24 protein-coding genes and 2 pseudogenes are annotated in these 25,831 nt (G+C 70.8%); 9 read left to right on the top strand and 17 right to left on the bottom strand.

All coding sequences use genetic code 11. The features are described 5' to 3' along the window. Positions 1-30 precede the first annotated feature (30 nt). A complete protein-coding gene (locus OG959_RS38115) occupies positions 31-486 on the bottom strand; it encodes an SRPBCC family protein (protein WP_326665988.1) in 456 nt (151 codons plus the stop codon). Positions 487-627: 141 nt separating this feature from the next. After that, positions 628-1,449: a class I SAM-dependent methyltransferase gene (locus tag OG959_RS38110; protein ID WP_326665986.1), complete on the bottom strand. Its 822-nt coding sequence runs from the start codon at positions 1,447-1,449 to the stop codon at positions 628-630. Positions 1,450-1,703: 254 nt separating this feature from the next. Here OG959_RS38110 and OG959_RS38105 point away from each other — a divergent pair, with 254 nt between their 5' ends. Beyond that, positions 1,704-2,609, top strand: coding sequence for an NAD-dependent protein deacetylase (locus tag OG959_RS38105; RefSeq protein WP_326665984.1), 906 nt, complete (start codon positions 1,704-1,706; stop codon positions 2,607-2,609). Positions 2,610-2,643: 34 nt separating this feature from the next. Here OG959_RS38105 and OG959_RS38100 read toward each other — a convergent pair whose 3' ends face one another. After that, positions 2,644-3,012 carry a VOC family protein gene (locus OG959_RS38100; RefSeq protein WP_326665981.1) on the bottom strand — a complete coding sequence of 123 codons (369 nt, stop codon included), beginning with the start codon at positions 3,010-3,012 and terminating at the stop codon, positions 2,644-2,646. Positions 3,013-3,075: 63 nt separating this feature from the next. On the opposite strand from OG959_RS38100, the gene OG959_RS38095 reads away from it, so the two are divergent. Continuing rightward, entirely contained in the window at positions 3,076-3,534 is a 459-nt protein-coding gene (locus tag OG959_RS38095) for a MarR family winged helix-turn-helix transcriptional regulator (protein WP_326665979.1), read from the top strand. 150 nt (positions 3,535-3,684) lie between these two features. Here OG959_RS38095 and OG959_RS38090 read toward each other — a convergent pair whose 3' ends face one another. After that, complete coding sequence (locus OG959_RS38090) at positions 3,685-3,840, bottom strand: hypothetical protein (RefSeq protein WP_306106244.1); 156 nt, start codon at positions 3,838-3,840, stop codon at positions 3,685-3,687. A gap of 266 nt (positions 3,841-4,106) precedes the next feature. Between OG959_RS38090 and OG959_RS38085 the strand changes: the two genes are divergently transcribed. Next, positions 4,107-4,361 (top strand): hypothetical protein, encoded by a 255-nt coding sequence (locus OG959_RS38085; RefSeq protein ID WP_326665977.1) that lies wholly within the window; start codon positions 4,107-4,109, stop codon positions 4,359-4,361. Positions 4,362-4,412: 51 nt separating this feature from the next. On the opposite strand, the gene tpg is transcribed toward OG959_RS38085, so the two are convergent. From tpg to OG959_RS38060, 5 genes and pseudogenes are all read right to left on the bottom strand, one after another. After that, positions 4,413-4,967 carry a telomere-protecting terminal protein Tpg gene (gene tpg / locus OG959_RS38080; RefSeq protein ID WP_326665975.1) on the bottom strand — a complete coding sequence of 185 codons (555 nt, stop codon included), beginning with the start codon at positions 4,965-4,967 and terminating at the stop codon, positions 4,413-4,415. Between the two features lie 3 nt (positions 4,968-4,970). Continuing rightward, positions 4,971-7,142, bottom strand: coding sequence for a telomere-associated protein Tap (gene tap / locus OG959_RS38075; protein WP_326665973.1), 2,172 nt, complete (start codon positions 7,140-7,142; stop codon positions 4,971-4,973). Positions 7,143-7,256: 114 nt separating this feature from the next. Then, positions 7,257-7,439 (bottom strand): annotated as a pseudogene (locus OG959_RS38070) (peptidase E); the annotation flags it as partial. A gap of 84 nt (positions 7,440-7,523) precedes the next feature. Further along, complete coding sequence (locus OG959_RS38065; RefSeq protein WP_326665971.1) at positions 7,524-8,483, bottom strand: SDR family NAD(P)-dependent oxidoreductase; 960 nt, start codon at positions 8,481-8,483, stop codon at positions 7,524-7,526. Between the two features lie 131 nt (positions 8,484-8,614). After that, positions 8,615-8,818: a cold-shock protein gene (locus tag OG959_RS38060; RefSeq protein WP_136326921.1), complete on the bottom strand. Its 204-nt coding sequence runs from the start codon at positions 8,816-8,818 to the stop codon at positions 8,615-8,617. Positions 8,819-9,184: 366 nt separating this feature from the next. On the opposite strand from OG959_RS38060, the gene OG959_RS38055 reads away from it, so the two are divergent. Beyond that, a complete protein-coding gene (locus tag OG959_RS38055; RefSeq protein WP_326665966.1) occupies positions 9,185-9,625 on the top strand; it encodes a hypothetical protein in 441 nt (146 codons plus the stop codon). Between the two features lie 44 nt (positions 9,626-9,669). After that, positions 9,670-10,395, top strand: a complete 726-nt coding sequence (locus tag OG959_RS38050; RefSeq protein WP_326665964.1) for a class I SAM-dependent methyltransferase — start codon at positions 9,670-9,672, stop codon at positions 10,393-10,395. A gap of 97 nt (positions 10,396-10,492) precedes the next feature. Here the strand turns inward: OG959_RS38050 and OG959_RS38045 are convergent, their stop codons facing one another. After that, the gene (locus OG959_RS38045; RefSeq protein ID WP_326665961.1) at positions 10,493-11,011 is read right to left on the bottom strand and encodes a GNAT family N-acetyltransferase; all 519 of its coding nucleotides are present in this window, start codon (positions 11,009-11,011) and stop codon (positions 10,493-10,495) included. A 261-nt stretch (positions 11,012-11,272) separates the two neighbouring features. Between OG959_RS38045 and OG959_RS38040 the strand changes: the two genes are divergently transcribed. Next, complete coding sequence (locus OG959_RS38040; protein ID WP_326666842.1) at positions 11,273-12,112, top strand: GH25 family lysozyme; 840 nt, start codon at positions 11,273-11,275, stop codon at positions 12,110-12,112. A gap of 64 nt (positions 12,113-12,176) precedes the next feature. Then, a pseudogene (locus OG959_RS38035) lies at positions 12,177-12,784 on the top strand (LLM class flavin-dependent oxidoreductase); the annotation flags it as partial. Between the two features lie 162 nt (positions 12,785-12,946). On the opposite strand, the gene OG959_RS38030 reads toward OG959_RS38035, so the two are convergent. From OG959_RS38030 to OG959_RS38010, 5 genes are all read right to left on the bottom strand, one after another. After that, positions 12,947-13,396: a spore-associated protein gene (locus OG959_RS38030; protein WP_148015772.1), complete on the bottom strand. Its 450-nt coding sequence runs from the start codon at positions 13,394-13,396 to the stop codon at positions 12,947-12,949. A 137-nt stretch (positions 13,397-13,533) separates the two neighbouring features. Continuing rightward, positions 13,534-14,706: a serine hydrolase domain-containing protein gene (locus tag OG959_RS38025; protein ID WP_442805715.1), complete on the bottom strand. Its 1,173-nt coding sequence runs from the start codon at positions 14,704-14,706 to the stop codon at positions 13,534-13,536. A gap of 154 nt (positions 14,707-14,860) precedes the next feature. After that, a complete protein-coding gene (locus tag OG959_RS38020; RefSeq protein WP_326665957.1) occupies positions 14,861-15,412 on the bottom strand; it encodes a YciI family protein in 552 nt (183 codons plus the stop codon). Between the two features lie 85 nt (positions 15,413-15,497). After that, positions 15,498-16,751, bottom strand: a complete 1,254-nt coding sequence (locus OG959_RS38015; RefSeq protein WP_326665956.1) for an amidohydrolase — start codon at positions 16,749-16,751, stop codon at positions 15,498-15,500. 114 nt (positions 16,752-16,865) lie between these two features. Then, positions 16,866-18,593 (bottom strand): isocitrate lyase/PEP mutase family protein, encoded by a 1,728-nt coding sequence (locus tag OG959_RS38010; RefSeq protein WP_326665955.1) that lies wholly within the window; start codon positions 18,591-18,593, stop codon positions 16,866-16,868. Positions 18,594-18,658: 65 nt separating this feature from the next. On the opposite strand from OG959_RS38010, the gene OG959_RS38005 reads away from it, so the two are divergent. Next, positions 18,659-19,339: an ArsR/SmtB family transcription factor gene (locus OG959_RS38005; RefSeq protein WP_326665953.1), complete on the top strand. Its 681-nt coding sequence runs from the start codon at positions 18,659-18,661 to the stop codon at positions 19,337-19,339. 126 nt (positions 19,340-19,465) lie between these two features. Next, complete coding sequence (locus OG959_RS38000; protein ID WP_326665952.1) at positions 19,466-19,924, top strand: nuclear transport factor 2 family protein; 459 nt, start codon at positions 19,466-19,468, stop codon at positions 19,922-19,924. Positions 19,925-19,968: 44 nt separating this feature from the next. On the opposite strand, the gene OG959_RS37995 is transcribed toward OG959_RS38000, so the two are convergent. Both OG959_RS37995 and OG959_RS37990 read right to left on the bottom strand, forming a co-directional pair. Further along, positions 19,969-22,002, bottom strand: coding sequence for a prolyl oligopeptidase family serine peptidase (locus tag OG959_RS37995; RefSeq protein ID WP_326665951.1), 2,034 nt, complete (start codon positions 22,000-22,002; stop codon positions 19,969-19,971). 177 nt (positions 22,003-22,179) lie between these two features. Further along, the gene (locus OG959_RS37990; RefSeq protein WP_326665949.1) at positions 22,180-25,578 is read right to left on the bottom strand and encodes a CARDB domain-containing protein; all 3,399 of its coding nucleotides are present in this window, start codon (positions 25,576-25,578) and stop codon (positions 22,180-22,182) included. Between the last annotated feature and the right edge of the window lie 253 nt (positions 25,579-25,831).

Here is a 25,831-nt window from a genome sequence, read left to right as displayed (position 1 = left end):
CGGCACCTGCCCCCGGGCACCCTGGGTGGATCACCGCGGGCGGGGCCCGCCCAGGGGCACGTCGCCCGCGGCGGTCCGCTCGGCCAGCTTCTGGAACTCACCGAGGTCGTAGTTGGCCAGGACCGAGTCCAGATTGGTGAGGGCCCCCAGGTGCTCCGCGAACCCCTGGGGGTCGTATTCGATCTGCAGTGTCAGCCGGCTCGACTCGTCGTCCAGGCGGTGGAAGGTGACCACACCGGCGTGGTGGACGCCCTCCGTCGTCTTCCAGGCGATCCGGTCCTCCGCCACGACCTCGGTGAGTTCGGCGACGAAGCTCTTGTCGACCCCCGGCAGGGCGAGCTGCCAGGCGAACCGGCGGTCGTCCAGCGGATCGACACGCTGGACATGGCTCAGGAAGGTGGGCCACTGCGTCACATCACTCCACAGCGCCCAGCTGATGGCCACCGGGGCCTTCATATCTACGGTCTCAACGATTGATGAGGACATGCGGACTCCTTCGTGGGTTCGCGGGTTCGTCAGCAGCTCGCAAGGCCTGCCCGGACGTCGTTTCGACTACCCGCGCCCCGAGGCAGCACACCCGGGCCCTTCAACCCGCGCGCGGCAGCCGGCGGCGCGACGCCGGGCGCCTCATGCCGCGCCCTCCGCGGGTTTCCGCCCCCAGACCGTGAGCATGCCGGCCGACAAGGCGGCACACTCGTCCGACCTCACGTAGCGGACCGCCGCGTCCACGGCCGCATCGTCGACCAGACCGGTGGCGAGCATCGCGGCCCTGCCGCGCTCCCATGTGTCCTCCCAGAAGCGGCTGATGGCACTGCCCGGCAGCAGCGGTGGCACGTGGATCTCGGCGGCGACGGACGTGAGCCCCGCCCCGCGCAGCAGCTGCGGGTACGACGGAACCCAGGAGATATCGGTGCCGATCGCGGCGCGCAGGCCCTGCCACATGGCGCGCATCACCGCGGTGTACGGCGTGCCGGGCGTCCGGTCACTCGTCAGGTCGACCGCATCGCTGAGCACCAGCACTCCGCCGGGCGCGACCAGTTCGGCCAATGCCGTGATCATGCGTTCGTGCTCGGGCAGGTGCATCAGCACGAAGCGTGCGTGGACGAGCCGGAACCGGCCGGAGGCGAAGTCCGGGAGTGTGATGTCAGCCTCCCGGACGTCGAGCCCGGGCAAGGACCGGTCGCCGAGGAACCGTACGTCGCGGTCCACGGCGAGCACGCTCTCCACTCCGGCCTCCCGCAGCAGCCGGCAGGACACCGTGCCCGTACCGGCACCGACGTCGAGGCAGCGCCAGCCGGGGCCGGCCCCGACGGCCCGCAGACGCGCCATGGTGAAGCCGTCGTAGGCAAGGGCCCCGAAATCGATGCGCTCCCCCTCCCCCGCCTGTTCGGGACGGAAGAACGCCTCCCCGTAGCGGCCGTCGTCCGGGGCGTCGCTCGATGATGTCAAGGCCGGGCCTCTCCACGCGGTGTGTGTGGTGGCGGCCGGCCCGTCCCGAAGTGACCGGGCCCGCCGGCCCTGCCGATCCTCCCCCTGTGGCCGTCGCCTCGGCTGAGGCGCGCCGCACCGGGTCGAGGACCACTCCTCGCACACTTCGGGCGATGGGCCGTATACGTACTGTCACGACGGGCGGTGGCTGAGCGGGCGGATGGGGCCGGTGGGCGGGCGAGCGGGTGCCGCCGCCCGTTCCGTACCCTGAAGAGATGCGTATGCGCCCCACTCTGAGCTGGGCCCCCACCGAAGATCTGCCTCCTGCCACCACCGACCTGGAGCCGGTCGCCGATGCACTCCGCACCGGCGGCGTGCTGGTGCTCAGCGGGGCGGGCATCTCCACGGAGTCAGGCATCCCCGACTACCGGGGCGAGGGCGGGAGCCTGAGCCGGCACACTCCGATGACGTACCAGGACTTCACCGCCGGCGCCCAGGCCCGTCGCAGGTACTGGGCGCGCAGCCACCTCGGCTGGCGTACGTTCGGCCGGGCCCGCCCGAACGCCGGGCACCGGGCCGTGGCCGCGTTCGAGCGGCACGGCCTGCTCTCGGGTGTGATCACCCAGAACGTCGACGGGCTGCACCAGGCCGCGGGCAGCGAGGACGCGGTGGAACTGCACGGAAGCCTGGAACGGGTCGTATGTCTTTCCTGCGGTGCCCTGAGCCCGCGCCGCGACCTTGCCCGGCGGCTGGAGGAAGCCAACGCGGGTTTCGAGCCGGTGGCCGCCGCGATCAATCCGGATGGTGACGCCGACCTCACCGACGACCAGGTCGGGGACTTCCATGTGGTGTCCTGCACGGACTGCGGCGGCATCCTCAAACCGGACGTGGTGTTCTTCGGCGAGGCCGTGCCCCCACAGCGGGTCGAGCACTGCCGCGGCCTGGTCCGTGAAGCGGCCTCGCTGCTGGTCCTGGGCTCCTCACTGACCGTGATGTCCGGGCTCCGGTTCGTCCGCTACGCCGCTCAGGACGGCAAACCCGTACTGATCGTGAACCGGGACCTCACCCGGGGCGACCGGCACGCCGTCGCCCGCATCGCGCTCCCGCTCGGAGCGGCCCTGACCACCGTGGCCGGCCAACTGGGCATCGCGGTCACCGAGGAGGCGGCCGGGCCCGCGTGAACGGGTGGGCGGAGTCCGGTGCCGTCGCGGCGCATCAGGTGCGGTCGTGGAGCGTGACGTGGTAGCCGTCGGGGTCGGCGAAGGTGAATGTCCGGCCGAAGGGGCCGTCGACCGGTGCGGAGACGATGGTGTGACCGTCGGCGACGAGATCATCGTGGATGGCCTGGACGCCGGTGGCGTGGAGCCAGATCGCCGCACCGATGCCGGGCTGCGCGACGGATTCGAGAGCGGTGCCGGGAATGACGTCGCGGAGTGCGAACGCGATCGGCTTCGTCTCGAAGACGACGGCGTGCGGAGGTCCGGTCCGTGAACGGACGAGGCCGAGGTACTGCTCGTAGAACGCCTGCGAAGCGGCGAGGTCGCGCGCCTGGAGCGAGATGAAGTCGGGGCCGGTGGCGGGCATGGTGATGCTCCTTCTCTCCGTGTCAGATTCCTGACACAGGCCACGGTATGTCAGAATACTGACATGAGTCAAAGCGGCGCCGGCATCGACCTGGACAAATCACTGGGCTATCTGCTGAAAGAGGCTTCGAGCGCCCTGCGCGCAGCCATGGAGGAGGTGCTGCGGCCGCTCGGGATGAGCGTGACGCACTACTCCTGCCTCGAGCTGCTGGCTCAACGGCCGGGCTTGTCGAACTCCGAGCTCGCGCGGGGCGCGTTCGTGACACGGCAGTCGATGAACGTGCTGCTCCAAGCCCTGGAACGAGACGGCTATGTGACCAGGCCCGCCGAGGCGTCCGTCGGGAAGGTCCTTCCCGCACGACTCACCCCCAGCGGCCGGCAGAGCCTGGAGAAGGCGACCGCCGCGGTCCGGGCCGTCGAGGTCAGAATGCTGGCCGGCCTGACCGGGACCGAGCAGTCGGGCGCTTTCCGGATCCTTCAGAGCATGATTCATTCCCTGCGCGAGGGCAACGACGGCGCATAGCCCGTTCCTCGGCGCGCGCCTTCCATAAACAATTCGCCTTTGCCCATTCCGGAACAATGACCGGTCACGTGCGGGTGGGCCGCGACGGCATATCGTCGCGGCCCACCCGCACATCACTGTCCTCAGCCGTTACTTGCCGGCGGGGGGGGATCAGAAGTAGTGCCTGCGTCCGCCGACCTTGCGCCCACTGGCACCAAGGATCCACAGAACGGCACCCACCACGACGAGCACCCCGCCGATGGTCGTCAGCAAGGACATACCGACCAGCAGGCCGATTATGAGCAGTATCGCACCGAGAAGAATCATGTCAGTTCCCATCATCAAGTCTCTTAGGCGATTGCGAGGACGTCGCTCTGCAGCGACTTCATCGCAATCGACCGGTACTACCTGGCTGACCTGAAATTGACAGCCACACGGTTCCTGTCGCGAACATCCTCGTGCCCCGTAATTCCGCGTTCACTCACGTCTTCCTGACGCAACCGCCGCTGGTGGCCTCGGCGAGGACGCGGAAATCTGCCCGCGGGCCCGTCCGCATAGAATGCGCTCCACAAACAGCTCGTACGGATGAGGAGTTGGGGACCGAAGTGTTCGGGGGCAGGAAGAAGGAGGGCGGGCTGCCGAAGATCCCGCGGAGCGTGGATCCTCGACGAGCCCGCAGTCTGCCGGTTCCGGCCGAGGCACAGGCCGACGCGCGCATGTTCATGCTGGGCGGCGACACCATGCGGGCCCTCAAGGTGATCCTGGACGCGACGGGCTACGACCTGCGCCAGGCCCGGGACATCGTGTACGCGCTGGTCTACGACATCGAGGTGCCGAGGGGGACATGAGCCGAAGCGCGACCCGGCCGAGGATCCGGTTGAACTGCGCGGCAGCCGTACCTACAGGCCGAACTCGATGTGCTCGACGTCGGTGTACTCCACCAGGAGCCCGGACGCCCTGCGGCCGCCGTCCTTGAAGTAGGTCTCCTGCAGTGCTTCGGCCGCGATGTTCTGGAGTTGCTCGTCGGTGGCACCCTGGTCTCGTGCGTCGAAGAGCCGGGCCGCGTAGGTGGGCGGGAGCGCCACGGTGAGATGGCGCAGCCGGGCGTCGTCGGTTGAGCCGGGGGCGGCGGTGTAGCCGAAGCGTGCGCGGGTGTCGATCACGATTCCGTGGGTGGTGGCGGCCCTCTGCTTGGCCCGGGCCCGGATCCGGGGCTGCCAGCGTGCGGCGACCTGGCGTTCCAGGCGTGCGGCGAGGTCTTTGCGTGGTGTTCTGATCTGGTCCTTCACATAGCGCTCGACGGTGCGCTGGCTGATCCCCAGTTGCTGGGCGGCTGCCCTGGTGGATCTGAGCTGTCCGACGAGGTAGCGCATGCGAGCCCCGGCCGACTTGGGGATCGGGCGGGTGAACGCTTCGTGGACGGCCTTGTCGAGACCGTCGCCGAGCTTTCCCATCGGTTACTCCCCGTTGTCGGTGCGGGTGACGTGGCCGTCCTTGATGTACCGGGCGAGGTTCTCGTCCTGACCGTGTTCCTCGTGGACGCTTTCGGCCCACAGGGTGGTCTGGGTGCCTTCGTGCTTGACCATCCCGGGGCTGACGCCGAGCCGGAAGCCGCCGGGCAGCGGTTTGCCGCCCTCGTAGGGGAGGAAGTCGAGGGGGCCGGGTCCGTCACTGGCGTAGACGGCGCAGTCGGAGAGGACCGCGATGGGGTACTGGCCGGTGGCGTCGGCGAGTTTGAGCATCTTGCGGTGCATGTTGGTGCGGGCCTTGGAGATGACGGCGGCGCGGATGTCGGGACGCCACGTGGGGCGGGACAGGGCCCTCCAGGGGCGGCCCGGCTTCCAGCCCTCGCCCCGGGGGCGTTCCCGGAGCTTGCCCAGGCCGCCCTTGACGGTGGCCTTCACCGCGGTCAGGACGGTCGCCATCTGCGGATCGTGCTCCCTGTAGCCGTCCATCGCTGCCAGGAAGTCGGCCGCGGAGAGGCCGGTGGTGACGCCGAGGTCGGCCATCGTCGCGATGTAGGCGTCGCGGAGACGGTTGTACCAGCCGTCGAGGTAGCGGCCGTTGTCGTGACGGACGTAGGCCTCGGACGGGGCGACCCGGTAGCCGAGTTCGACGGCGTAGGCCACGGTCGGCGTCGCGTACCAGGCGGGCCCGGTGGGGCGGTCGCCCCGGGGGGTGAAGGGTGAGGGGAGGCGGTCGTCCAGCTCGATGTGGGAGAGGTCGACGAGCCAGGAGCCGGGCAGTTTCGGGTCGAAGGCGGGGTGCTGGAGGTGAGTGGGTGCACCGAGGCCCACCGTGGTGCCGTTGGCGGCGGCGGCGAAGGCCATGTTGACGTCGATGCCGACCACGTACCGTCTGGTGCACTCTTCGTCGGTCAGCGGGCGCGCCCAGTCGTACGCCTCTTCCATCAGCATCTGATCCGGGGTGCGCTGATGGAAGCGCGGCAGATCGGCCAGGAGCGGGTGCCCGTCGGGTGCTTCGCACGGGGCGCAGTCCACGGGGTCGTTGCCGAGGGAGCCGGGGTTGTGCTCGCTGTGCCGCTTGCCGGCGCGGTCGGGTTCGCTCGCCCGGGTGGGCGGGTGCAGCGCCGTCATCAGCTCCAGGCCGGTGACCGCTGTCGAACCGCGGGGGGTGATCACACGCGTCGCGTAGGTGCCGAGGAGGCGTGCGAGTTCGGGGGCCGGGAGCTGCCCGGCACTGCCCCAGCTGCGGGCGTCGAGCGCGTTCCATGACGGAATGCACAGCTGGACGCAGGCGCGGTTGCCGCCCTGGGCGGGGCGGTAGATACGGGCCCACGGGCCGAAACCCCGGCGGGTGAGCTGCCAGTTCGCCCGCGCCAGCTGCTGGATCACCCGGTGGTCCGCGGGGAGCCGCCCTGTCGTTGCTTCCTCCTCGCTGAGCTGCGGGGGCAGACCGTAGCGTTCGCACGCGGCGGGCGTCAGGACGATCAGGGGGTCGGCGTCCTTGCCGTTGCGGCTCAGCCGGGGAGCGCCCAGCCTCGCTTCGCTCAGAACCCACTCGACGAGGGCGGGGGCGGACTTGGCGGGCACGTCCAGGACGAGGCCGCCGACGCAGTACGCCGCCATATGCCCCTCCTCGACGTCGAGGACGGCCAGGGGGCCGTTCGCATAACGGGGATCGGTCCCCGCCTGTGACGCGGCGGTCTTCGCGGGAACCGGACGTCGTGAGGCCGTGCGGGTCGCCGTGGCCCGGCCAGGGGCCGGAGGAGGCTGTACTTCGGACGCGGGCGCGGGTGCCCGTGCGGCCGCGGAGGGCACTTCGGGCGCGGGTGCGAGTGGCGTCGGAGACAGCGGTTCGGGTGCCGGTGCTTCCGGTGCCGCGGGTGCTTCCGGGCCGCCCGCCGGCGCCGTCGGCGGGGCAGGCGCCTCGGGGTACAGCTCGGCAAGCTTGTTCACCAGTCGGGCGTAGGCCTCGCGTTGTGGCGGGCGCGGTTCCGTCCTGCCGTTCTCCCAGCTCACCACGGTCGCCCTGCGCACACCCAGGGCGGCGGCCACCTGTTCCTGCGTCAGACCGTGAGCCTTGCGCAGACGCTCCCGTTCCTGCGGCGGCGGGAGAGGTGAGTGGTCCGCGATGAGCGCATCGACCGCATCGAACAGTTCAGACACCAGAAACCTCCCCGATCACTCTCCGGACGCTACACCAAAGCACCCACCGAACGAACTTTCACCGCACATTGTTCGATCGTTCGGCGTACTTCGGTGGGCCTCGGGCGCATGCGCACGGGCCGTGAAGTGTTCGGCGTCCCTGATCGCGGTGCCGACGTACATGACACGCGGGCGCCGGCCGTGCGCCCCGGAGAGGTCGACGGCGTGATGCACGAGGGCATCGAACATCACACTGGTACGTCCTCCGGCACGGTGTCCGCCGGAGGTCGCGACGATGGTTGGTTCCGGTGCGGTCATGGCCGTGATCATATCGACGGCCGTTCGAGGCTCTCCGCTTCCTGTGGCCGGGCGCGATGGCCCGCTGTGTACGAGGCGGTGCGGTCAGCGGGCCGCCGCGAAGGCGTCGACGCCCGTGAGTTCGGCCGAGAGCGCCCACAGGCGGGCGGCCTGCTCGGGGTCGGTCGCGTGTGCGTGCACACCGCCTTCCGTGCCGTCACGGGCCGGCTCGGCCACGTCGCAGTCCTCGCAGTACACGCCGCCCTTGCCCGTGAGCCGGGGCGAGGTCGCCGCCCACACCTGTGTCGCGGCGCCCTGTGCCGGGGTCTTGAAGGTGGGATCGGTCGGATTGCCGTGTTCGTCGATCCAGCCCGCGTCCACCATGTCCGCCTTGGCGAGGTGGCGCTGAAGAGGGGTGAGGATGCTGCCCGGGTGCACCGCGAACGCCCTGACTCCGGCGTCGCGGCCGAGTGCGTCGAGGTGCACGGCGAACAGCACGTTGGCAGCCTTCGCCTGCCCGTAGGCCTGCCATCGGTCGTAGCCACGCTCGAACTGCAGGTCGTCCCAGCGCACGCCCATCCCGTGGGCGCCGGAGGACACGGCGACCACCCGTGCGCCGCCTTGGGCGATGGCCGGCCAGAGGTGGTTGACCAGCGCGTAGTGACCGAGGTGGTTGGTGGCGAACTGAGCCTCCCAGCCCGGGCCGACGCGCGTCTCGGGGCAGGCCATGATCCCGGCACTGTTGATCACGAGATCGATCGTGCGCCCCGAGGCCAGGAACCGCTCGGCGAAGCCGCGGACGCTGTCGAGGTCGGAGAGATCGAGGTCGTCGGTCTCGGCGTTGTCGATGCCCTCGATCGCCTTCCGGGCGGCCGCCGGCCGGCGGGCGGGGACGACAACGCGGGCACCGGCCGCAGCCAGAGCTCGTGTCGTCTCCAGGCCCAGCCCCGAGTATCCACCGGTGACCATCGCTGTGCTGCCGGACAGGTCGATGCCGCTCAGTACCTCGTCCGTGGTGCTGCGAGCACCGAAACCCGAGCCGATGTTGTGCTGAGGTGTCGTCATGACGGTGACGCTAGGTGCTGGATCGCGCTCTAAGTCAAGGCCGTCGATGGCGCGTGTCCGCGTGCAGGTGCTCCGGAACGCCCGACGGGCCGCCGGAGCGTGCTCCGGCGGCCCGCGTCACCCCTTGAAGGTCAGGCCGACGTGATGTTCTCCGCCTGCGGGCCCTTCTGACCCTGCGTGATGTCGAAGGTCACCGCCTGACCCTCCTGAAGCTCACGGAAGCCGGTGGCGTTGATGTTCGAGTAGTGCGCGAAGACGTCCGGCCCGCCGCCGTCCTGCTGAATGAAGCCGAAACCCTTTTCGGCGTTGAACCACTTGACGGTTCCGCTGGCCATGCCGGTGCCTCTCGTTCGTTCCAGGATCCGCACCACACGGACCCGCGAATGCCCTGGCCCCGCACAGCAAAGCGCCCGCGGCGGAGCGCGGGCAGCTGGGGAACCACGGCATCTGGAAAAGACGCTACATGCCGAAGCCCGCTGCCACCAGAGATTGACGGAGTGTTGCGGCCGGTCCGGCGGGGCGATCACCGCGACAGCGTCCATAAGGGACCGGCCGGCCGGCCTTCGCCGTGCCCTCGGCTCCCCCCGCGCCGCGGCCCGTCCGGACCTGATGACGCAGAGCGGACCTCGGGCCTAAGGTGTGCCGGTGATCTTCGACAGGAAGCGGAAGGCTTCCGTTTTCCGCCCACCGGGCCGCGGCCGGTGCCGGCCACGGCGTCCGGCTTCTGCGCCGAGCGCGGGGCCGATCCGGCTGCCCGCGCCGAACCGATCCCGGACGGCGTCCACCAGGACCTGCTCGACGCCCTGGAGTTCGCCCGCGGCTGGACCGCCGCCGGCGCGGCCGAGGACGAACTGCCTGAGCCTGATGAGAAGATCATCGACGTCGCGTTGCCGGCCCGCCTGGGCTGTGCCGAGCCGGAGGCCACACGGCCCGCGCCGGCCTGGTGCCCGGTCGAGGAATGGCAGCCCTCCGGCTCTGGCCGCGCCGTGCCGCAGCTCCGAGGTGCGCCGCCGGCACGCCTCCGCGATCCTCCCCTCCTGCCGCGCGTGGGAGGTGCGCCGGGCTGTCGTCGCCACCCGTCCCCGCCGCACGCCTTCCCCGCGGCGCGCCGCGCGTGCCGCCGACGACCGTCGCCGGGGTGAAACCCGGTGGCTGTCCGGGCCCTGTTCTGCGTACGTTCGCACGCATGGCTGACGACTGCTTCGCCCATCCACGACTCGCCGCGCTCTACGACGTGCTCGATCCCGACCGCACCGATCTCACCGCGTATCTCAGGATCGCGGAGAAATCCGGGGCACGCCGTGTTCTGGACATCGGCTGCGGAACAGGGGTGTTCGCGCTCCTTCTGGCCGGCCGCGGGATCGACGTCGTCGGCATTGATCCCGCCCTGGCCTCCCTCGAAGTGGCCCGGGCCAAGCAGGACAGTGCACGGGTCCGATGGATCCATGGCGACGCCACGGGCCTCCCCCCGCTCCAGGTCGATCTCGCGACGATGACCGCGAACGTCGCCCAGGCCATCGCGGCCCCGGAAGCCTGGGAGGGGACGCTGCGGGGAGCCTACGAAGCGCTACGGCCCGGTGGGCGCCTGGTCTTCGAGACCCGCGATCCGGCCGTTCGCGCCTGGGAGGAGTGGACCCGCGAGCACTCGTACCGCGTGACGGAGGTCCCGGCCGTCGGCCCGGTCGAGAGCTGGGTCGAACTGGTCGAAGTCAGTGGGCCGCTGGTGACGTTCCGCTGGACCTACGGGTTCGCGGCGGACGGGCAGGTCCTCACGTCGGACTCGACGCTCCGCTTCCGGGAACGGGAGGAGGTCGAGCAGGACCTGATCGCGCGAGGGTACGTGGTGGATGAAGTCCGCGATGCACCCGACCGGCCGGGCAGGGAGTTCGTCTTCCTGGCACGCCGTCCGTGATCCTGGCCGTTCAGCACCGGCTCCGCCGCGATGTGCGGACTCGCCGGCTTGCCCGCGGGGCCACATGTTCGTGGACGGGCCCCTCGAACGGCCGGACCTACGGGAGTTCCTTGCGCATCAGCGTGCACATCGTCTCGTAGCGGCGCAGCGATCCGTCCGGCGCCTGCTCGTCCCACGCGTCGGGGCGGCGGTCGTACGCGACGTAGCCCAGGCGTTCGTACAGGGCCCGGGCCCTGGGGTTGCTCTCCTCCACACCGAGCTCGGCGTGGCGCAGACCGCGACTCCTCATCCGGAGCTCCGCGGCTTCGACGAGGAAGGTGCCGATCCCGCACGACTGCAGGGCCGGGTGGACTGCCAGCTGCCAGAGGGTGCCCACGCCCGCCCTGACCCGGTAGTCGATGCCCGCCTTCGCGACGGGAACGTCCGTGGGAGTGCAGACCGCCAGGTAGTCGGCCTCGCCGAGCCGGACACGCTCCAGTTGCGTCGCGACACCGGCCAGATGGTGTGCGGACCCCGACCACCCGCAGGACGCGAGGTCCGCATGCACCAGGTCGCGCACCGACAGCTTCAACACCACGCTGGTCATCTTCATCGCCTCCGGCCAGTCAGCATCCATGCGGACCACCCGGAATGCAATGCCGTTTTTCCGCACGTGCCCCCGCATCGCGCCCGCACGCGGGTCATCCGAATGCCACGCCGGACGCCCGTCCGCGGCGCGCCGGGGGACGAACCCCTCCTCGTTCGTAACTCTTTGCATCAGGACGTGACGTCGGCGGGACGAGAACAGGCGGCGCACGGCTCCCGAATTCGTCCTTCACCCAGGAGGACCGCGTTGTCATCTCGAATCCACCGCCCCGGATCCATGCGGCGCAAGCTGATGGCGGCCGGCGCGTTCAGCCTGGTCATGGTCCTCGGTCCAGGAGTTCCTTCCGGCACCGCGGCAGCAGTGCCGCGGCCCTCCGGCAGCTCCATCCCCCTCGGCGACGGATACATGGGCGCCGGGTATCTTGCGGACGCGGAGAGCTTCACGGCGGACACGCGGCAGATGGAGTTCGACGCCGAGGGCAGCGCGACCACTCAGGCCACCCAGGCGGGCATCGACGTCTCCCACTACCAGGGAACGATCAACTGGTCGTCGGTGAAGTCGGCCGGCGTCAAGTTCGCCTACATCAAGGCCACGGAGTCGACCACGTACAAGGACCCCACGTTCAGCGCCAACTACCTCCACGCCCACCAGGCGAAGGTGATCCGAGGCGCCTACCACTTCGCCCGTCCCGGTCTGTCCGGCGGCGCGGCACAGGCGAAGTACTTCGCCGGCAACGGCGGGGACTGGTCGCGGGACGACCTGACGCTGCCCGGCATGCTCGACCTCGAAGGCGGCTGCTCCGGCAAGTCGGTCTCGGCCATGCGGTCGTGGATCCTCGACTTCTCCACCACGTACAAGGCGGCGACCGGGCGTGACGTCGTCATCTACACCGGTCCGAGCTGGTGGAACACCTGCACGGGCGGCTGGAGCGGCATGTCCGCCCGGAGTCCTCTGTTCGTCGCGCACTGGACCGGCGCTTCCAGTCCCTCCATCCCGGGCGGCTTTCCGTACTGGACCTTCTGGCAGTACACCGACTCCGGTTCGGTGGGCGGGGTCTCCGGCGCCGTGGACCGCGACCGGTTCAGCGGTGACGGCGGCCGCCTTCTGGCCCTGGCCAACAACACCCTCTGACGGCCGGACGGGGGCATCGCCCGCCGCGTGTGAACCGTCGGCGCGATTCGCTGTTGATCACAGCATGACTTCTGACACACGTGGCGCGTTCGGGCAGATCGGCATCTGGAGCGGGGCCCTGCACCGGTCGCGGGCGGACGACGCGGGGAAGGCGGCCATCACGGAGGCGGTCACCGAGCTCGAAGACCTCGGGTACGGCACGCTCTGGATCGGAAGCAGCGCTCTCCCGACGACGCCGCCGCCTTCGTCGACGCCACCCGTTCCCTCACCTTCGCCACCGGGATCCTCAGTATCCGGGACCACCCCGCGGCGGATGTGGCGGTTCGCATCGCGAAGCTCGACGCGGACGCCCGCGGGCGCCTCGTCCTCGGCCTGGGTGTCAGCCACGGCCCGATGGTGCCGCAGTACGCGAAGCCGTACAGCGCGATGGTCTCCTGCCTCGACGCGCTGGACTCCGCCACCTCGCCGGTGGACCCCGGACATCGTGTGCCGGCAGCGCTCGGCCCGAAGATGCTGAAGCTCGCGGCGGGGCGGGCGCTGGGTGCCCACCCCTATCTCGTCACCACCCAGCACACGGCGGAAGCCCGCGAAGCGCTGGGCCCCGACGCTCTGCTCGCCCCGGAGCTCTCCGTCGTGCTCGACACCGACCTCGACCGGGCGCGCGGGACGAGCTGTAGACGACGGTTCCGCAGGAGAAGCAGGCGGTCCCCCGTCGTCACCGCCGCCTCGCACCTCGTCGACCGGACGATGTGCGAGGCGGCGGCCGGGACCCGGCGGGAAGGCGGGCATCAGCCGCACCTTCCGTGGGCCGGAGCATCCCTTCGTGCGACCGGGTCAGCGGATTTCGGTGACCCGGTGCTCCGTGCGCGCGGCGCAGTTGGAGTTGTCCACGGACACGTACACGTTGGCGATGTTGCCGCCCCAGCTCACGCAGTGGCCCTTGCCGTAGACGTAGGCCGGTCCCGCGTACGACGTGTAGTTCCCGGAGTCCCCGGCCCACTCGTCGGTGTCGGGCACGTAGATGTACGTGGACATGTCCTTGGCCGTACCGGGGTTGGTACGGATGGTCGCGACGCAGTTCTTCCCGTTCTTGGAGTTGTACGTCAGGTAGACGGTGCCCAGTGAGCCGACGGGCACCGAGTTCACGGTCTTGTAGGCACTGCCGCAGACGCCCTGAGGTGTGACGTTGGGTGCGGCAGAGGCTGCGGTGGCGCCCATGACCGTGGCACCCGCCACCAGCGCGCCCACCGCCCCGACGACCGCGACATTACGCAGGCTTCTCATATATCCCCCTTGTGTCTCCAGGAGCGGTTTGCTCCCACTTGGTGTGACCCGCGGGCGACAGGGATGGTTGTGCCGGGTACACCCGCGGGTTCCGTGATTGGGGGATTCGCGGGGTTCGGGGCATCTCGTCCCGCCCATCACCGCTTGCGCAGGAGCGCGCAGACGAAGTTCTCCTCCACGGTGCGCAGCCGCTGCAGCAGTTCCGGCTTGTTCGTCTTGTTCACCTGGGTGGTCAGGGAGAAGGTCAGCGACCGCTTGCCGTCCGGTGTGGCGGCGACCAGTTGCGTGTACCCGGGAAAGTTGCCCGTGTGGCCGTACACGGCACCGCAACGGGTCGTGTACCGGAAGAGGGCCAGACCTGCCTTGTTCGCGCCCGGGCCCGCGGGCTCGGAGGCCCCGTTCACCCAGTTCAGCTGCTGACGCCGGGTCCGGTCGGAGATCAGCGTCCCGCCGGCGTATCCGCGGATGAACGACGTCATGTCCTGCGGCGTCGAGATGATCCCGCCCGACGCCCACACACCCGAGGCGCTGAGCGCCTCGCTGACGTCCTCGGGCGGGTTCGGCGGGGTGACGTCGTAGCCGTGCATGTACGGCTCGGGCATCCGGTAGCCCTGCGGAAGGCTGGTGCTGCCCATCCGGAGCGGGCGGTAGACGAGTTGGGCGAGCAGATCCTCGTAGCGGCGTCCTGTCACCGCCTCCGCCATCAGCGCGACGGCGATGTTGTCGGAGTTCGAGTAGGCGTACCGGGCCCCGGGACGGAACGCCAGCGGCTCGGCGGCGACGAAATCCAGCAGCCGCCGGGAGTCGAAACGGCGCCGGGGGTCCGCGGCCAACAGGGACAGGAACTCCGGGTCCTCGGTGTAGTCCGGCAGCCCGCTGGTGTGGTTCAGCAGCTGCCTCAGTGTGACCCGGTGCCAGGCACGCGGCAGTCGGGGGAGCACCCGGCCGATGGTGTCGTTCAGCCGCAGTCTGCCCCGGTCGACGAGCTGGAGGGAGACCGCGCCGCTGTACGCCTTGGCCGTGCTGGCGATACGCATGTGGTCGGTCGTCCGGATCGGACGGGCGGTGCCGGTGTCGGCGACACCCGCCCGGAAGACCTCGGTGCGGTGCTCTCGTTCGAGGACGGCGATCACTCCGGGCGGCCCGCCGGGCGCTTCGGTCAGTTCCTGCAACTGCCTGCGCAGCGCGCGGTCGTGGTCGGCGGGGGCGTCCGCGGCGTGGGCGGGGGAAAGCATCAGCCCGGCCGTGCAGGCGGCGGCCAGCAGGGCGGCAAGGGGCAGGCGGACCTGCGGGGAGCCTGGAAGCAGCACGGAAGTACTCCTGAGACGTGAGCCCGGTGGAGAACCCAGCTTCGCCCGCTGCTCCGCCGGCCGCCCGTCGTCCTGCTCCATCCAGCCGAGGCCACGGATCCGCCGCCCCTTGCGGCGCTGTGACGTGGTGTGGGATGCCCGCGCCTGCGGGCTGTCAGCGCCGTCCGCCGAACTCCCAGGCATGCACTTCGATCCCGGCGTACCGGTCCGGCGTCAGGACGGCGCGTGCCGTGTCCGGGTCCGGCGCCCGTACCAATGCCGCCGTGCCCAGCCAGGTCGCACCGTCGTCGGAAAGCAGCGGCCCGTAAGCGATCAGCTCGTCCTGGCCGGACGGCACCGCGAGGTCGGCGGGCTCCCCCGCACCGAGGCCGATGACCAGGTACCGGTTGCCGCCACCGTGCCCACCGGGGAAGTCCCACATGGTGCGCCCCAGCAGGTTGCGCCACCTCCGCAGCAGCACGTCACGGTAGACGCCGGCCTGGTAGTTCGGCTCGTCGAAGGCGAACGCGCGGGCAGCGGCGGGGCCCGGCAGGTCGACGATGTGCACGCTTCCCGTGGGCACCTCGTCGTCGTCGTGGGCGAAGGTCGGGCCCCTGGCGATCAGCTCCTTCGCATACTGGTCCATGTAGGACCAGTGCTCTTCCAGCAGCTGTTCACGCAGCGGAAGGGAGCCGGGCCGGTCGCGGTGGTAACAGAGGAACTCCATGACCGGAGGATCTCTGAATCCGGGCTGCGGGGTCGAGCCGGTTTTCTGCGGCGAACGCCCCGCCCGGTGGGTGGGTGCGCCGCTGTCACACGGTGCCGAGCCAGGTCAACGCCGCTACGACCAGCGCTTCCACGCCGGTGCTCAGTGTCGGCTCGACGACCGGCGCGAAGGCCGACGAGTGGTTGCTCGGCAGCTCGTCCACGCGTCCCTCGGTGAACGCCGCGATCGTCGATTCCGCCTCCAGCCCACCCCAGAACCAGAACACCGTGGGCACACCGAGCGCCTCACCGAACACACCCACGTCCTCGCTCGCGTTCACCTGCGGCATCGGCAGCAGCCGCTGGGCGCCGAAGTGCTCGGAGAACGCCGCCACCGTCGTCTTCGTGGCCTCCGGCTCACTGACGAGCGCGGGGGCGGAGGCGAACCAGGTGAAGTCCGGCGGCTTCGGCGCGCCGCTCGTCCGCGACTCCCCCGTCACGATGCGCTCCACCGCGCTGCGGACCAGGTCGCGTACGGCAGGCGTGAAAGCGCGGATGTTGACGCCCAGTTCGGCGGTTTCCGGGATGATGTTGTCCTTCGTGCCGGCCTTCAGGCGCCCCACCGTCACCACGGCCGTCTCCGCCGGCGGTACCTCGCGGGCGACGATGCCCTGGAGCCGGGTGACGACGTTGGCCGCCATGAGCACCGGATCGATGGACGCCTCCGGCCTGGATCCGTGGCCGCCCCGGCCGTGGAGGGTGATGTTCACCGAGTCGGCGGCCGCCATCACCGGCCCGTTGCCGTGACCGATGAACCCGGCGGGCAGGGGTCCGATGTGCTGGCCCAGGACGATGTCCGGCTTGGGAAAGCGTTCGAAGAGGCCGTCGTCGACCATGCCCCGGGCGCCGACCGCCAGTTCCTCGGCAGGCTGGAACACCACGAGCAGTGTGCCGCTCCACTGGTCGCGGGCATCGGCGAGGAGGGCGGCGGCGCCTGTCAGGCAGACGGCGTGCATGTCGTGACCGCAGGCGTGCATCACGGGCACGTCATGGCCGTCGCCGTCGACGGCGCGGACCGTGCTGGCGTACGGCAGTCCTGTCTTCTCCTCCACCGGCAGCGCGTCGAAGTCCGCGCGCAGCATCACCACGGGGCCGTCCCCGTTGCGCAGGACGCCGACCACTCCGGTGACGCCGACCTTCTCGACGACCTCGTCGAAGCCCCCGTCGCGCAGGCGCTGCGCCAGCAACGCGGCGGTCCGGGTCTCCTGCAGCGACAGCTCCGGGTGGCTGTGCAGGTCCCGGTAGAAGTCGGCCAGGTCCTCGCGCATGTGCTGCAGGCCCTCGGTCACCGTACTGGCCATGTCCCACTTCCTCCTCCGAGCCGGTCCGGGCACCGTACCTTCCGGCCGGACGCCCCGCACGGCGGGGCGCGGCACTGCGGAGCAACCCCCGTCTGCGGAAACGACGCAGGGCGCTCACGGCGCCGCAGCGGGGTCCCGCGCCTGCCGGGCGTACGCCAGTTCCTGGACCTCGGCGTAGGACGGGGCGGCCGGATCCGTCTGCCGCCCGTCCCGGATGCCGGTCGCCGCGCTGACGGCCGCCGCCAGTGCCCTGCGGTAGAGCAGCGAGCCGAGGCTGACCCTGCGCACGCCCAGCGAGGCCAGTTCGGCAAGCGTGGGCCCGGCCGGGGTGTACAGGATGTTCAACGGTACGACGAGCGCCGAGGCCAGCTCGGCGATCGCGGCCGGATCCGACAGCCCGGGTACGAACACCCCGTCCGCGCCGGACTGTTCGTAGAGGGCCAGGCGCGTCGCGGTCTCGTCCTCGTGGCGGGACGCCCAGTGGGTGTCGGTCCGTGCGTTGACGAAGAGCGCGGGTGCCACGTGCTTGACAGCGGCGATCTTCGCCGCGTGCAACTCCATGGGCGCGAGGGTGCCGTCGGGGCGGCCGTCCTCCAGGTTGATGCCGGCCGCACCCGCCTCGTACAGGGTCCGTGCCAGTGCGGCCACTTCCGCCACGTCGTCGCTGAACCCGCCTTCGGCATCGACGGTGAACAGGAATCGGCCCTTTCCGAGGCGACGGGCCAGGCTCATGGTCGCCTCGGCCGTCGCGGCTGCCCCGTCCGGCACACCGGCCGCGGCGGCGACACCCAGGCTCGTGGTGCCGACGGCCGCGAAGCCCCGTTCGGCCAGCGCGGCGGCGGAGGCGTAGTCCCAGGCGTTGGGCAGCAGCAGTGGCTGGGCCCGGCGGTGCAGGCGGGCGAACGGGGTGATCGGGCGCCGGAGCAGTCCGTCGGCCAGCGCGAGGGCGTGGGCTCGGCCGGGGCAGACGCGGGGCGGGGCGCCGAAGGTGAGCGGCACCGGATGCGCACGGTTGGCCGTCGCCAGGTCGAGGAGCACCACGTCACCCTCGGCGATCTCCCGGCCTGCGACCCGGGTGGCTCCGACGGCGACGCGGCGCATGCTCCGTACGGGAGGCAGGTCCCGCAGGACCCGGGACAGCGGAAGCCGGTCGTTGCCGGCCGCGGTCTCGACGAGCGCGGCCGTCGCCTCACACGCCTGGACCAGCAGACCGATGCGACTGGCTGCGGACTCCAGAGCGGCGTCGTCCGGGACAGGCACCGGTTCGGTCGTGGGCTCGGATCCGGCCGACGTGGTGCGCTCGGATCCGGCCGACGTGGTGCGCTCGGATCCGGCCGACGGCGTGCCAGGTCCGCCCTGCACGGACCCGGGCACGTGCGACGGGCAGCCAGGTCCGTCCTGGGGGGATCCGGTTCCGTCCTGTGAGGGAGTGGCCGGCCACCTCACCAGCCTCGCCACCGCCTCGTCAGCAGCCGCGTCCTCGCCGCCGAAGTAGACCCCGGCCACCGCGATCACCGCCTGCGCCACGGCTGCGGGCTGCGGCATCCCCAGCGCGACGGCGAGCGTACGCACCACCGCGACCCGGGTGTCGTCGCCGGACACCACGGCTGCCGCCTGTCGCAGCGACTCCGGAGCGAGACGGGCCAGCTCGGCCTCGACCAGTCCGCGCCGCCGCCGGTGTGGCTCTCCGTGGCTGAACCGGGCCACGGTGGCGCGCAGCCAGGCGACACTCGCCCCGGGCGGGCCGTCTGCCGCGGCCGGCCGTTCCGGGACCAGCGCCGGATCGGCGAGGGCCGACCGTACGTCCTCGAAGCGATCGAACTCGTGCGTCGTGTGCGTCATGGTTCCGACGCTAGGGCTGGGACGGTTCGGCGCAGCCCGAACCGTAGTGGCGGCATCATGGCCGCATGTCCTCCATCGCCGAGACCGCGTCCCTGCTCGCCGACCGCACCCGGGCCACCTTCTGCCAGTCCCTGCTCGACGGCCGGGCCTGGACCGCGGGCGAGCTCGCACGGAGCGCCGGGGTCAGCGCGTCCACGGCCAGCGAGCAGCTGTCCCGTCTGATCGACGGCGGTCTGCTGGCCGAGGAGCGCCAGGGCCGGCACCGCTATGTGCGGCTGGCCGGCCCGGAGGCGGCCGCCCTGATCGAGGCCGTCGCCTCGTACGCCCCCGCCACTTCCGCCCGCCCGCGGAACCTGCGCCGGTCCGGCCGGGCGGGTGCCGAGGCGCGAGCCCGGACCTGTTACGACCATCTGGCCGGTGAGCTGGGTGTCACCCTGGCCGATGCCATGATCTCCCGGCGCCTGGTCTCCGACGACGCGGGGCTGTCCGTCACCCCGGCGGGCCGGGACTGGCTGGCGGACGCCCTGGGCTACCGGCACCCCACGGGTGCGCGCCGGCCTCTGGTGCGCAGTTGCCTGGACTGGACGGAGCGCCGGTCGCATCTGGCCGGAGCGGTGGGAGCGGCCCTGTGCGCCACGTCGCTGGAGCGGCAGTGGGTGCGGCGGATCGGCTCCGGCCGGGCGGTGAAGGTGACGCCGGTGGGTGCCGAGGCGTTCCGGGAACTGCTGGGCGCGGAAGTCGGCTGAACGGCGCCGGGTGCGCCCGGCCGCGGATTACCTCCGGGGTAATCGACCCTTCCGCTCCCCCGCGGCAGGATCGGGAACAGCGACGGGGACCCCCGCCGGCAGCCCACTGACCGCAAGGAGCCCACCATGGCCGTCAAGCCCACCTCCGGCAAGCCGAGTCGGGCCCACGACGCGCGTTCCGTCGCCGAGGCCACCCGTGCCGTCGTGGACGCGTTCCTCGCGGCCCGGCTGGCCGGGGACACCGAGCGGATCGCCGCGCTTTTCGCCGACGAGGTCGACTGGCTGCTGGCGCCGAACCCTGTGGTCCCGTGGATCCGCCCGCGGTCCACGGCCGCCGAATGTGCCGCCCAGTCCGCGGAGCTGGCCGCGCACACGGTGCCGGAGGACGCCCGGGCGTCCGTCGACACGTTCCTCGTCGACGGCGCCGATGCCGTCCTGATGGGCCACCTGTCGGGAACCGTACGTGCGACGGGCAAGTCCTTCACAGGCCCGTTCGCTCTCCGCCTGACCGTCGAGGACGGCCGCGTCACCCGGCACCACCTCTACGAGAACAGCCTGTCGATCGCCGAAGCCTGCACGTCGTAGCGCGTCCCGGGCGCCGCTCCGCCCGGGAGGCGTGGCCTGCGGGATCAGCCGAGGACGGATGGGGCCGGCCGTGCGAGGTGACTCCACAAGAAGGTGTGCATGAGGGCGTTGTTGTGGGCGGACTGCTCGTTGTCGCCCGCGCCCGCGTGGCCGCCGCCGGTGTTCTCGTGGAGCAGGACCCGGTGGCCGAGTTCGCGCAGCCGCGCGGCGGCCTTGCGGGCGTGGCCGGGATGGACCCGGTCGTCACGGGTGGAGGTCGTCAGGAGCAGGGGCGGATAGGCCTGGTCCGCGGCGAGCCGGTGGTACGGGGACAGCGCACGCAGGTGCACGCGATCGGCGCGGTCGTCCGGGTCACCGTACTCGGCGATCCAGGAGGCACCGGCCAGGAGTTCGTGGAAGCGGAGCATGTCCAGCAGGGGGACCTGGGCGACGATGGCGCCGAACAGTTCCGGGTACCGGGTGACCATCGCGCCCATGAGCAGTCCGCCGTTGCTGCCGCCCGCCGCGCCCAGCATGGCCGGGGTGGTGATGCCTCGTCGGACGAGGTCGGTGGCCACGGCCGCGAAGTCCTCGAAGGCCCGTACCCGGTCCGCGCCGAGTGCCGCCCGGTGCCAGTCCGGGCCGTACTCGCCGCCGCCTCGGATGTTCGCGATCACGTAGGTGCCCCCGCGCTCCAGCCATGCCCGGCCCGTCACCGCGCCGTAGAAGGGGGTGAGCGAGACCTCGAAGCCGCCGTAGCCGTAGAGGAGTGCGGGGCCGGGGCCCGGGGAGGCGTCGTGGGGGCCGATCACGAAGTACGGCACCTTCGTGCCGTCCTGTGAGAGGGCGAAGAACTGCTCCACTCCGAGACCGGCCGCGTCGAAGCGGGCCGGGGCCTGCTTGATGATCTCCGTTTCGCCCCCGACCCGCCCGTGGTAGAGCGTGGAAGGCTGCAGGAACCCCGACACGTCGAGGAAGAACTCGTCGGAGACGTCCGGGTCCGTGTCCACGACGCTGACGGCGGACAGCGCCGGGACGTCCGCGAGTGGCTCGCGCGCCCACCCGGCGCCGGGGGTGGGGGTGAGTACCTCGATGTGGGTGCTGACGTCGTGCATCGTCTCCAGGATCAGATGGTGACGGGTCCACGCGTGCCCGGCCAGGGCGGTCCGGGCATCCGGCGTGAACAGCACCTCCGGGGTCCGGTCGCCCGCCAGGAAGGAATCGAAGCCGAAAGCCAGCATGGAGCCCGCCCGGTGTCCGAGCCAGTCGGACTTCAGGCTGACGATCAGATGCTCGCGATGGGCGTACGCGTCGGCGTCGTCCGGAACATCGATCCTGATGAGTGAGGCCTCGCGGGTGAGGAGATACAGCTCGCTGTGGTGGAAGTCCATCGACCTGACGACGAAGTCCCGCTCGAACCCGGGTGTGGAGTCGTGCCAGCCGCCGGCCGCAACGTCTCGCGCCTCACCCTCGAAGACCCGCTCGGCCTCCTCCAGGGGCGTACCGCGGCGCCATCGGCGAACCGTCCTCGGATAGCCGGAATCGGTGAGGGAGCCCGGCCCGAAGTCCGTGCCGACGAACACGGTGTCGGCATCGATCCACCCGATCCGCGTCTTCGCCTCCGCCACCTGGAACCCGTCCTCGACGAAGGTCCGGGTGCCCAGGTCGAACTCGCGGACCGCCACGGCGTCTCCGCCGTCACGCGAGAGGCTGACCAGGGCCCGGCCGCAGTCGGGGTGGCGTACCCGTGCACCGGCCCATATCCACTTCGTCTCCTCCGTATCGGCGAGCGCGTCGACGTCGAGGAGCATCTCCCACTGCGGAGCGTCCGTACGGTACTGCTCCAGCGTCGTGCGCCGCCACACGCCCCGCGCATGCCCGGCGTCACGCCAGAAGTTGTAGAGGAACTCGCCGCGGCGCGCGACGTACGGAATCCGGTCCGGAGCGTCCAGCACCTCCAGCAGGCGCTCCTTCAGCGAGGCGAAACCCGCTCCGGTCGCCAGAGCGGCGTCCGTCTCGGCGTTCCGCTCGGCCACCCACGCGAGCGCGGCCTCGCCCTCGATGTCTTCCAGCCACAGGTACGGGTCGTCATTGATCACCACCGAATTGTGCAGGCTCGCAGGGCACGGTGTGTCCGTATCCGACGCTCGCGGCCGGCGGAACCCGCTCCGCTCCCCCGCCGGCACGCCCGGATGGCGTGCCGGCGGGGCCGGGTCGGGTGTCCGGACCATGGTCCGGCGCCGCAGGCCGCGGAGCGGTGGCCGGTGCCGGGTGCGCTACCTGCGGGTCGTCTCCTTCCCTGCGCCGCCGTTGATGACGAACTGGGATCCGGGCTCGACCACCACGTCACCGTCGGCAGAACCCGTGATGGTCACATCGGTCAGCGTCGCGCTGCCGCGCGCGCCGCCGTGCGCCAGGATTCCGGACCCGTTGACGGAGTTCTCGATGCGGACGTTGCTGATCTGTGCTCCCGGCACGGAGCCGCCGCCCGACTTGAACTGGATTCCGTCATAGGTCGAGTCGTAGATGTCGGTGTCGCGGATGGTGACGCCCGGGATGTTCTGCGAGGCCGCGAACAGGGTGATGGCACCGAACTCCTGGGCCTCGCCCCAGAACGCTCCGCCCGTGCGGTGCAGCGCGTTGTTGGCGATCAGCGTCTCCCCGGAGAAGGGCAGCGGATCGTGGTCAGTTGCCAGCATGATGCCGGGGTAGTTCATCGTGTCGGAGATGATGTTGTTCTCGATCGTGTTGCCGTAACCGCCGTAGACCGCGATGCCGTTGGCCCTCCAGGGCAACTGGATCGTGTTGTTCCGGAAGTGGTTGTCGTGGCCGATGTCCACTGACGGGTCCTTCACGTACTTGCTCGACCACACGGCCAGCGAGTCGTCTCCGGTGTTCCTGAAGGATGAGTTCAACACCGTCGAATTGCGGGTGCCGTTGGCGAAGTTGATGCCGTCCGCGTAGGTGTTGCGGATCCGCATTCCGGTGAACCGGAGGTCGTCACCGGGTCCCCAGAGTTCCGGGATGTTGCTGTAGTCCCGGCCGACCCACACGCCCACGTTGGCGTGCTCCAGCCACACGTTGGTGATCTCCGTGTCCTGGCCGAAGCGTCCGTTCAGGCCCACGCCGCCCTCGGCGTTGCCGTCGCCGCCCCGGATGGTGCCGGAGCCGAAGATCGCCAGGTCCGAGATCTTGGTGTTGTCGTCGATGTCGAAGCCGAAGTTCCCTTCGTGCGGGTGGTTGATGCCGCCCGCGTCCTGAGGTGCGGTCAGGGTGTACAGCTGGGAGTGCCACATGCCGGCGCCGCGGATCGTGACGTCGCTGATGCCGACCTGGTTGTACTGCCCCCTGTTCAGTGGGTCGTCGGTCAGGATCTTCTGCTCCTGCCGCCACTGGCCCGGCGGAATCCATACGCAGCCGATGTCACCGTTCTGGTCGGCCGTCACCGCCCGCTGGATGGCGTCCGTGTCGTCGATCCCGTCGTTCGGGACGGCCCCGTAGGCGGTGATCGAGGTGCATCCGGCCGGCTGGGCGGCTGCCGGAGCCACCTGCTCCAGGTCGACGAGGTCGATGACGTAGAAGGAGGCGGAGTCGCCCGCGTCGCGCTGGAGACGGAATTTCGTTCCGGCGGGATAGGACTGGCCGAGCAGTGCGTGGGACTCGTCGAACAGTCTGCGGGCGTCCGTCTGCGGCGTGTTGGTCAGGCCCTCCGGACTGTCCGTGTCGCCGTAGAGCCAGCTGTGCTTGGAGGAGAGCGTCAGCTTCCGGGCGAAGGTGTCGTTGACGTAGAGGCTGATCGTGGCTTCCGTCCCGCCGCCGCCGGGGGCGTCGGGTATGGAGTTGCGTACCACGAGGGAGTTCGACGGCACGGTCGAGGTGACCTCGACGAACTGGCCGGTGGAGTCCAGCCGGACGGACTGCCGGCCGGAGGACTCGGTGGCGAAGTTGGTGTGCCCGAAGGTGCGTTCCCGGTCGGATGTCAGCAGCGTGCCGCGGTAGTCGCCGGCTTCCGCCTCGTACTCGGTGTACGGGACCGCGGCCCCGCGGCCGACCACGATGGCGCGCGAGAAGACGTTGTTGTTCTCGTTGGTCTCGGTGACGACACCGGTGGCGTCGGCCGTGGCGGTCAGGTTGGCGCCGCCGCTCCTCGCGGTCCAGGTCCCGCTCATGGCCACCGTGACCGTGCCTCCGGCGGGGATCGCGCCCGTGGCGCCGTTCAGGGTGGTGCTCTCCGCGAGGAGGCGGGTGACGGTTGCGGAAGTGACCCCTGTGGTACCGCGGTTGTGTACGGACACGGTGAAGCCGACCGCGGCGCCCACCGCGGGGTTCGACGGGGTGGACGTGATGCCGAGCACCTCCAGGTCGGGGCCCGGGCTCTGCCCGATCTCGAGCTTCGTGGCGGCGGTGCGGCTGTTGTTGCTGTTGTCCTGCTCGACGACCGTGTCGGTCGGGTCGACGACGGCCGAGACGCTGTAGGCGCCCATGGCCCGTCTGCCGACGTCGATCCGCACGGTGGCCGAGGCGCCGGCGGCGAGGGCGCCCACCGGGGCACTGCCGGCGGTCGCGCCCTCCAGGCTGACGTCGACGGTCGTCGCCGCGGCCGCCGCCGTACCCGTGTTGCGTACGGTGGCTTCCACCGTGACGTCGTCCTTCTCGGACGGCGTTGCGGGTGACCAGGTCAGCTCGGACACGGTCAGGTCCGGGTTGGGGGCGGCGGTTCCGACGACCTGGATCTCGGCGGCCTGGGCGCCGGGGGCACCCGAGTTGGAGAAGAACTTCAGCTGCACGTCCGCGTACCGGCCGGTGACCGGGATGGTGACCGTGTTCTCGTTCGCCGAGGGGTCGAAGACGTAGTCCGCCCGGGCTTTCAGCTGGGTGAGGCCGGTGGCGGACTGCGCGCGGCCGAGCACCTCGATGCTCTGCGTGCGTGTTGCCCAGGCCTGGTCCGGGGAGAGCTTGACGACGACGGCCTCGATGTCGGCGTCGGCGCCGAGCTTCACCGTCAGCGTGGCGGGGTGGCCGCCGGACTCCCAGTACGTGCCGGTCTTGTCGTCGTTGGCGTTCGACGCCACGTAGTTCTGGACGGACGACGACGCCTCGATCGGCTTGTTCAGCGCCAGGTTGGACCCGATGGCGGGCGACGGGCCCGGGTCGCTCCCGGTGTCCTCACCGCGGACCTCGACCTGGGAGAGCTGCGCCGCGTTCCAGCCGCTGTTGGCGGTCACCTGCACACGGATGTACCGGGCCCCCGTCGCGGCGAAACCGACGGTCACGGTGTTGCCCGCCGCCGGACCGAACTCCCGGGCGGCGGAGGCGGACAGGGTGCTGAAGGTGCTGCCGTCCGTGCTGCCCTGGATCCCGATGGTCTGGGTCCGGGCCTCCCAGGTCGCCGGAACCTTCAGCACCACCTGGTCGACGTCGAACCGGCTGCCGAGGTCGATGCGGACCCACTGCGGGAGTACGCCGGTGCTCTCCCAGTACGTCTGCTGACTGCCGTCGGCGATGTTGGAGGCCGGGTAGGCGCCGTGCGCACTGCTGGTCGTCACCTGCTTGCCGAGGGCGAGGTCGGGGACCTGTACGGCTGCCGAGGCGGCGACCGGCAGAAGCCCGACGGTCATCAGCGCGGCGGTCACCGCGCCGACGGCCAGCCGCCGTCCTAGTTGCTTCCATCTCATGCTGTCCTCTGTTCCGTGGGGCCACGGGACCGGGAGCGCGCGTGAAGGCATCGCCGGCCGTGAGACGCGCGCGGCGTCGTACGGCCGGACGAGGCCGGATTGCGGGCTGCAGGTACACCGATGGGGGGCGATCGGGGACGCCGGCAGGAGGGAAAGCAGGCCGCCCGCCGGAAACTCGCGCATATCACTTCGCTTTTTGAGCGATTCGATTCATTTTTTGCGGCGCTGCGGTGACAGGTTTCTAGCAGGTCAC

It is taken from the genome of Streptomyces sp. NBC_00385 (genome assembly GCF_035917155.1).
GTDB classification, from domain to species: Bacteria; Actinomycetota; Actinomycetes; order Streptomycetales; family Streptomycetaceae; genus Streptomyces; species Streptomyces poriferorum.
The sequence above is the reverse complement of the archived record's forward strand: the minus strand, read 5'-3'. Positions and strand labels throughout refer to the sequence as shown.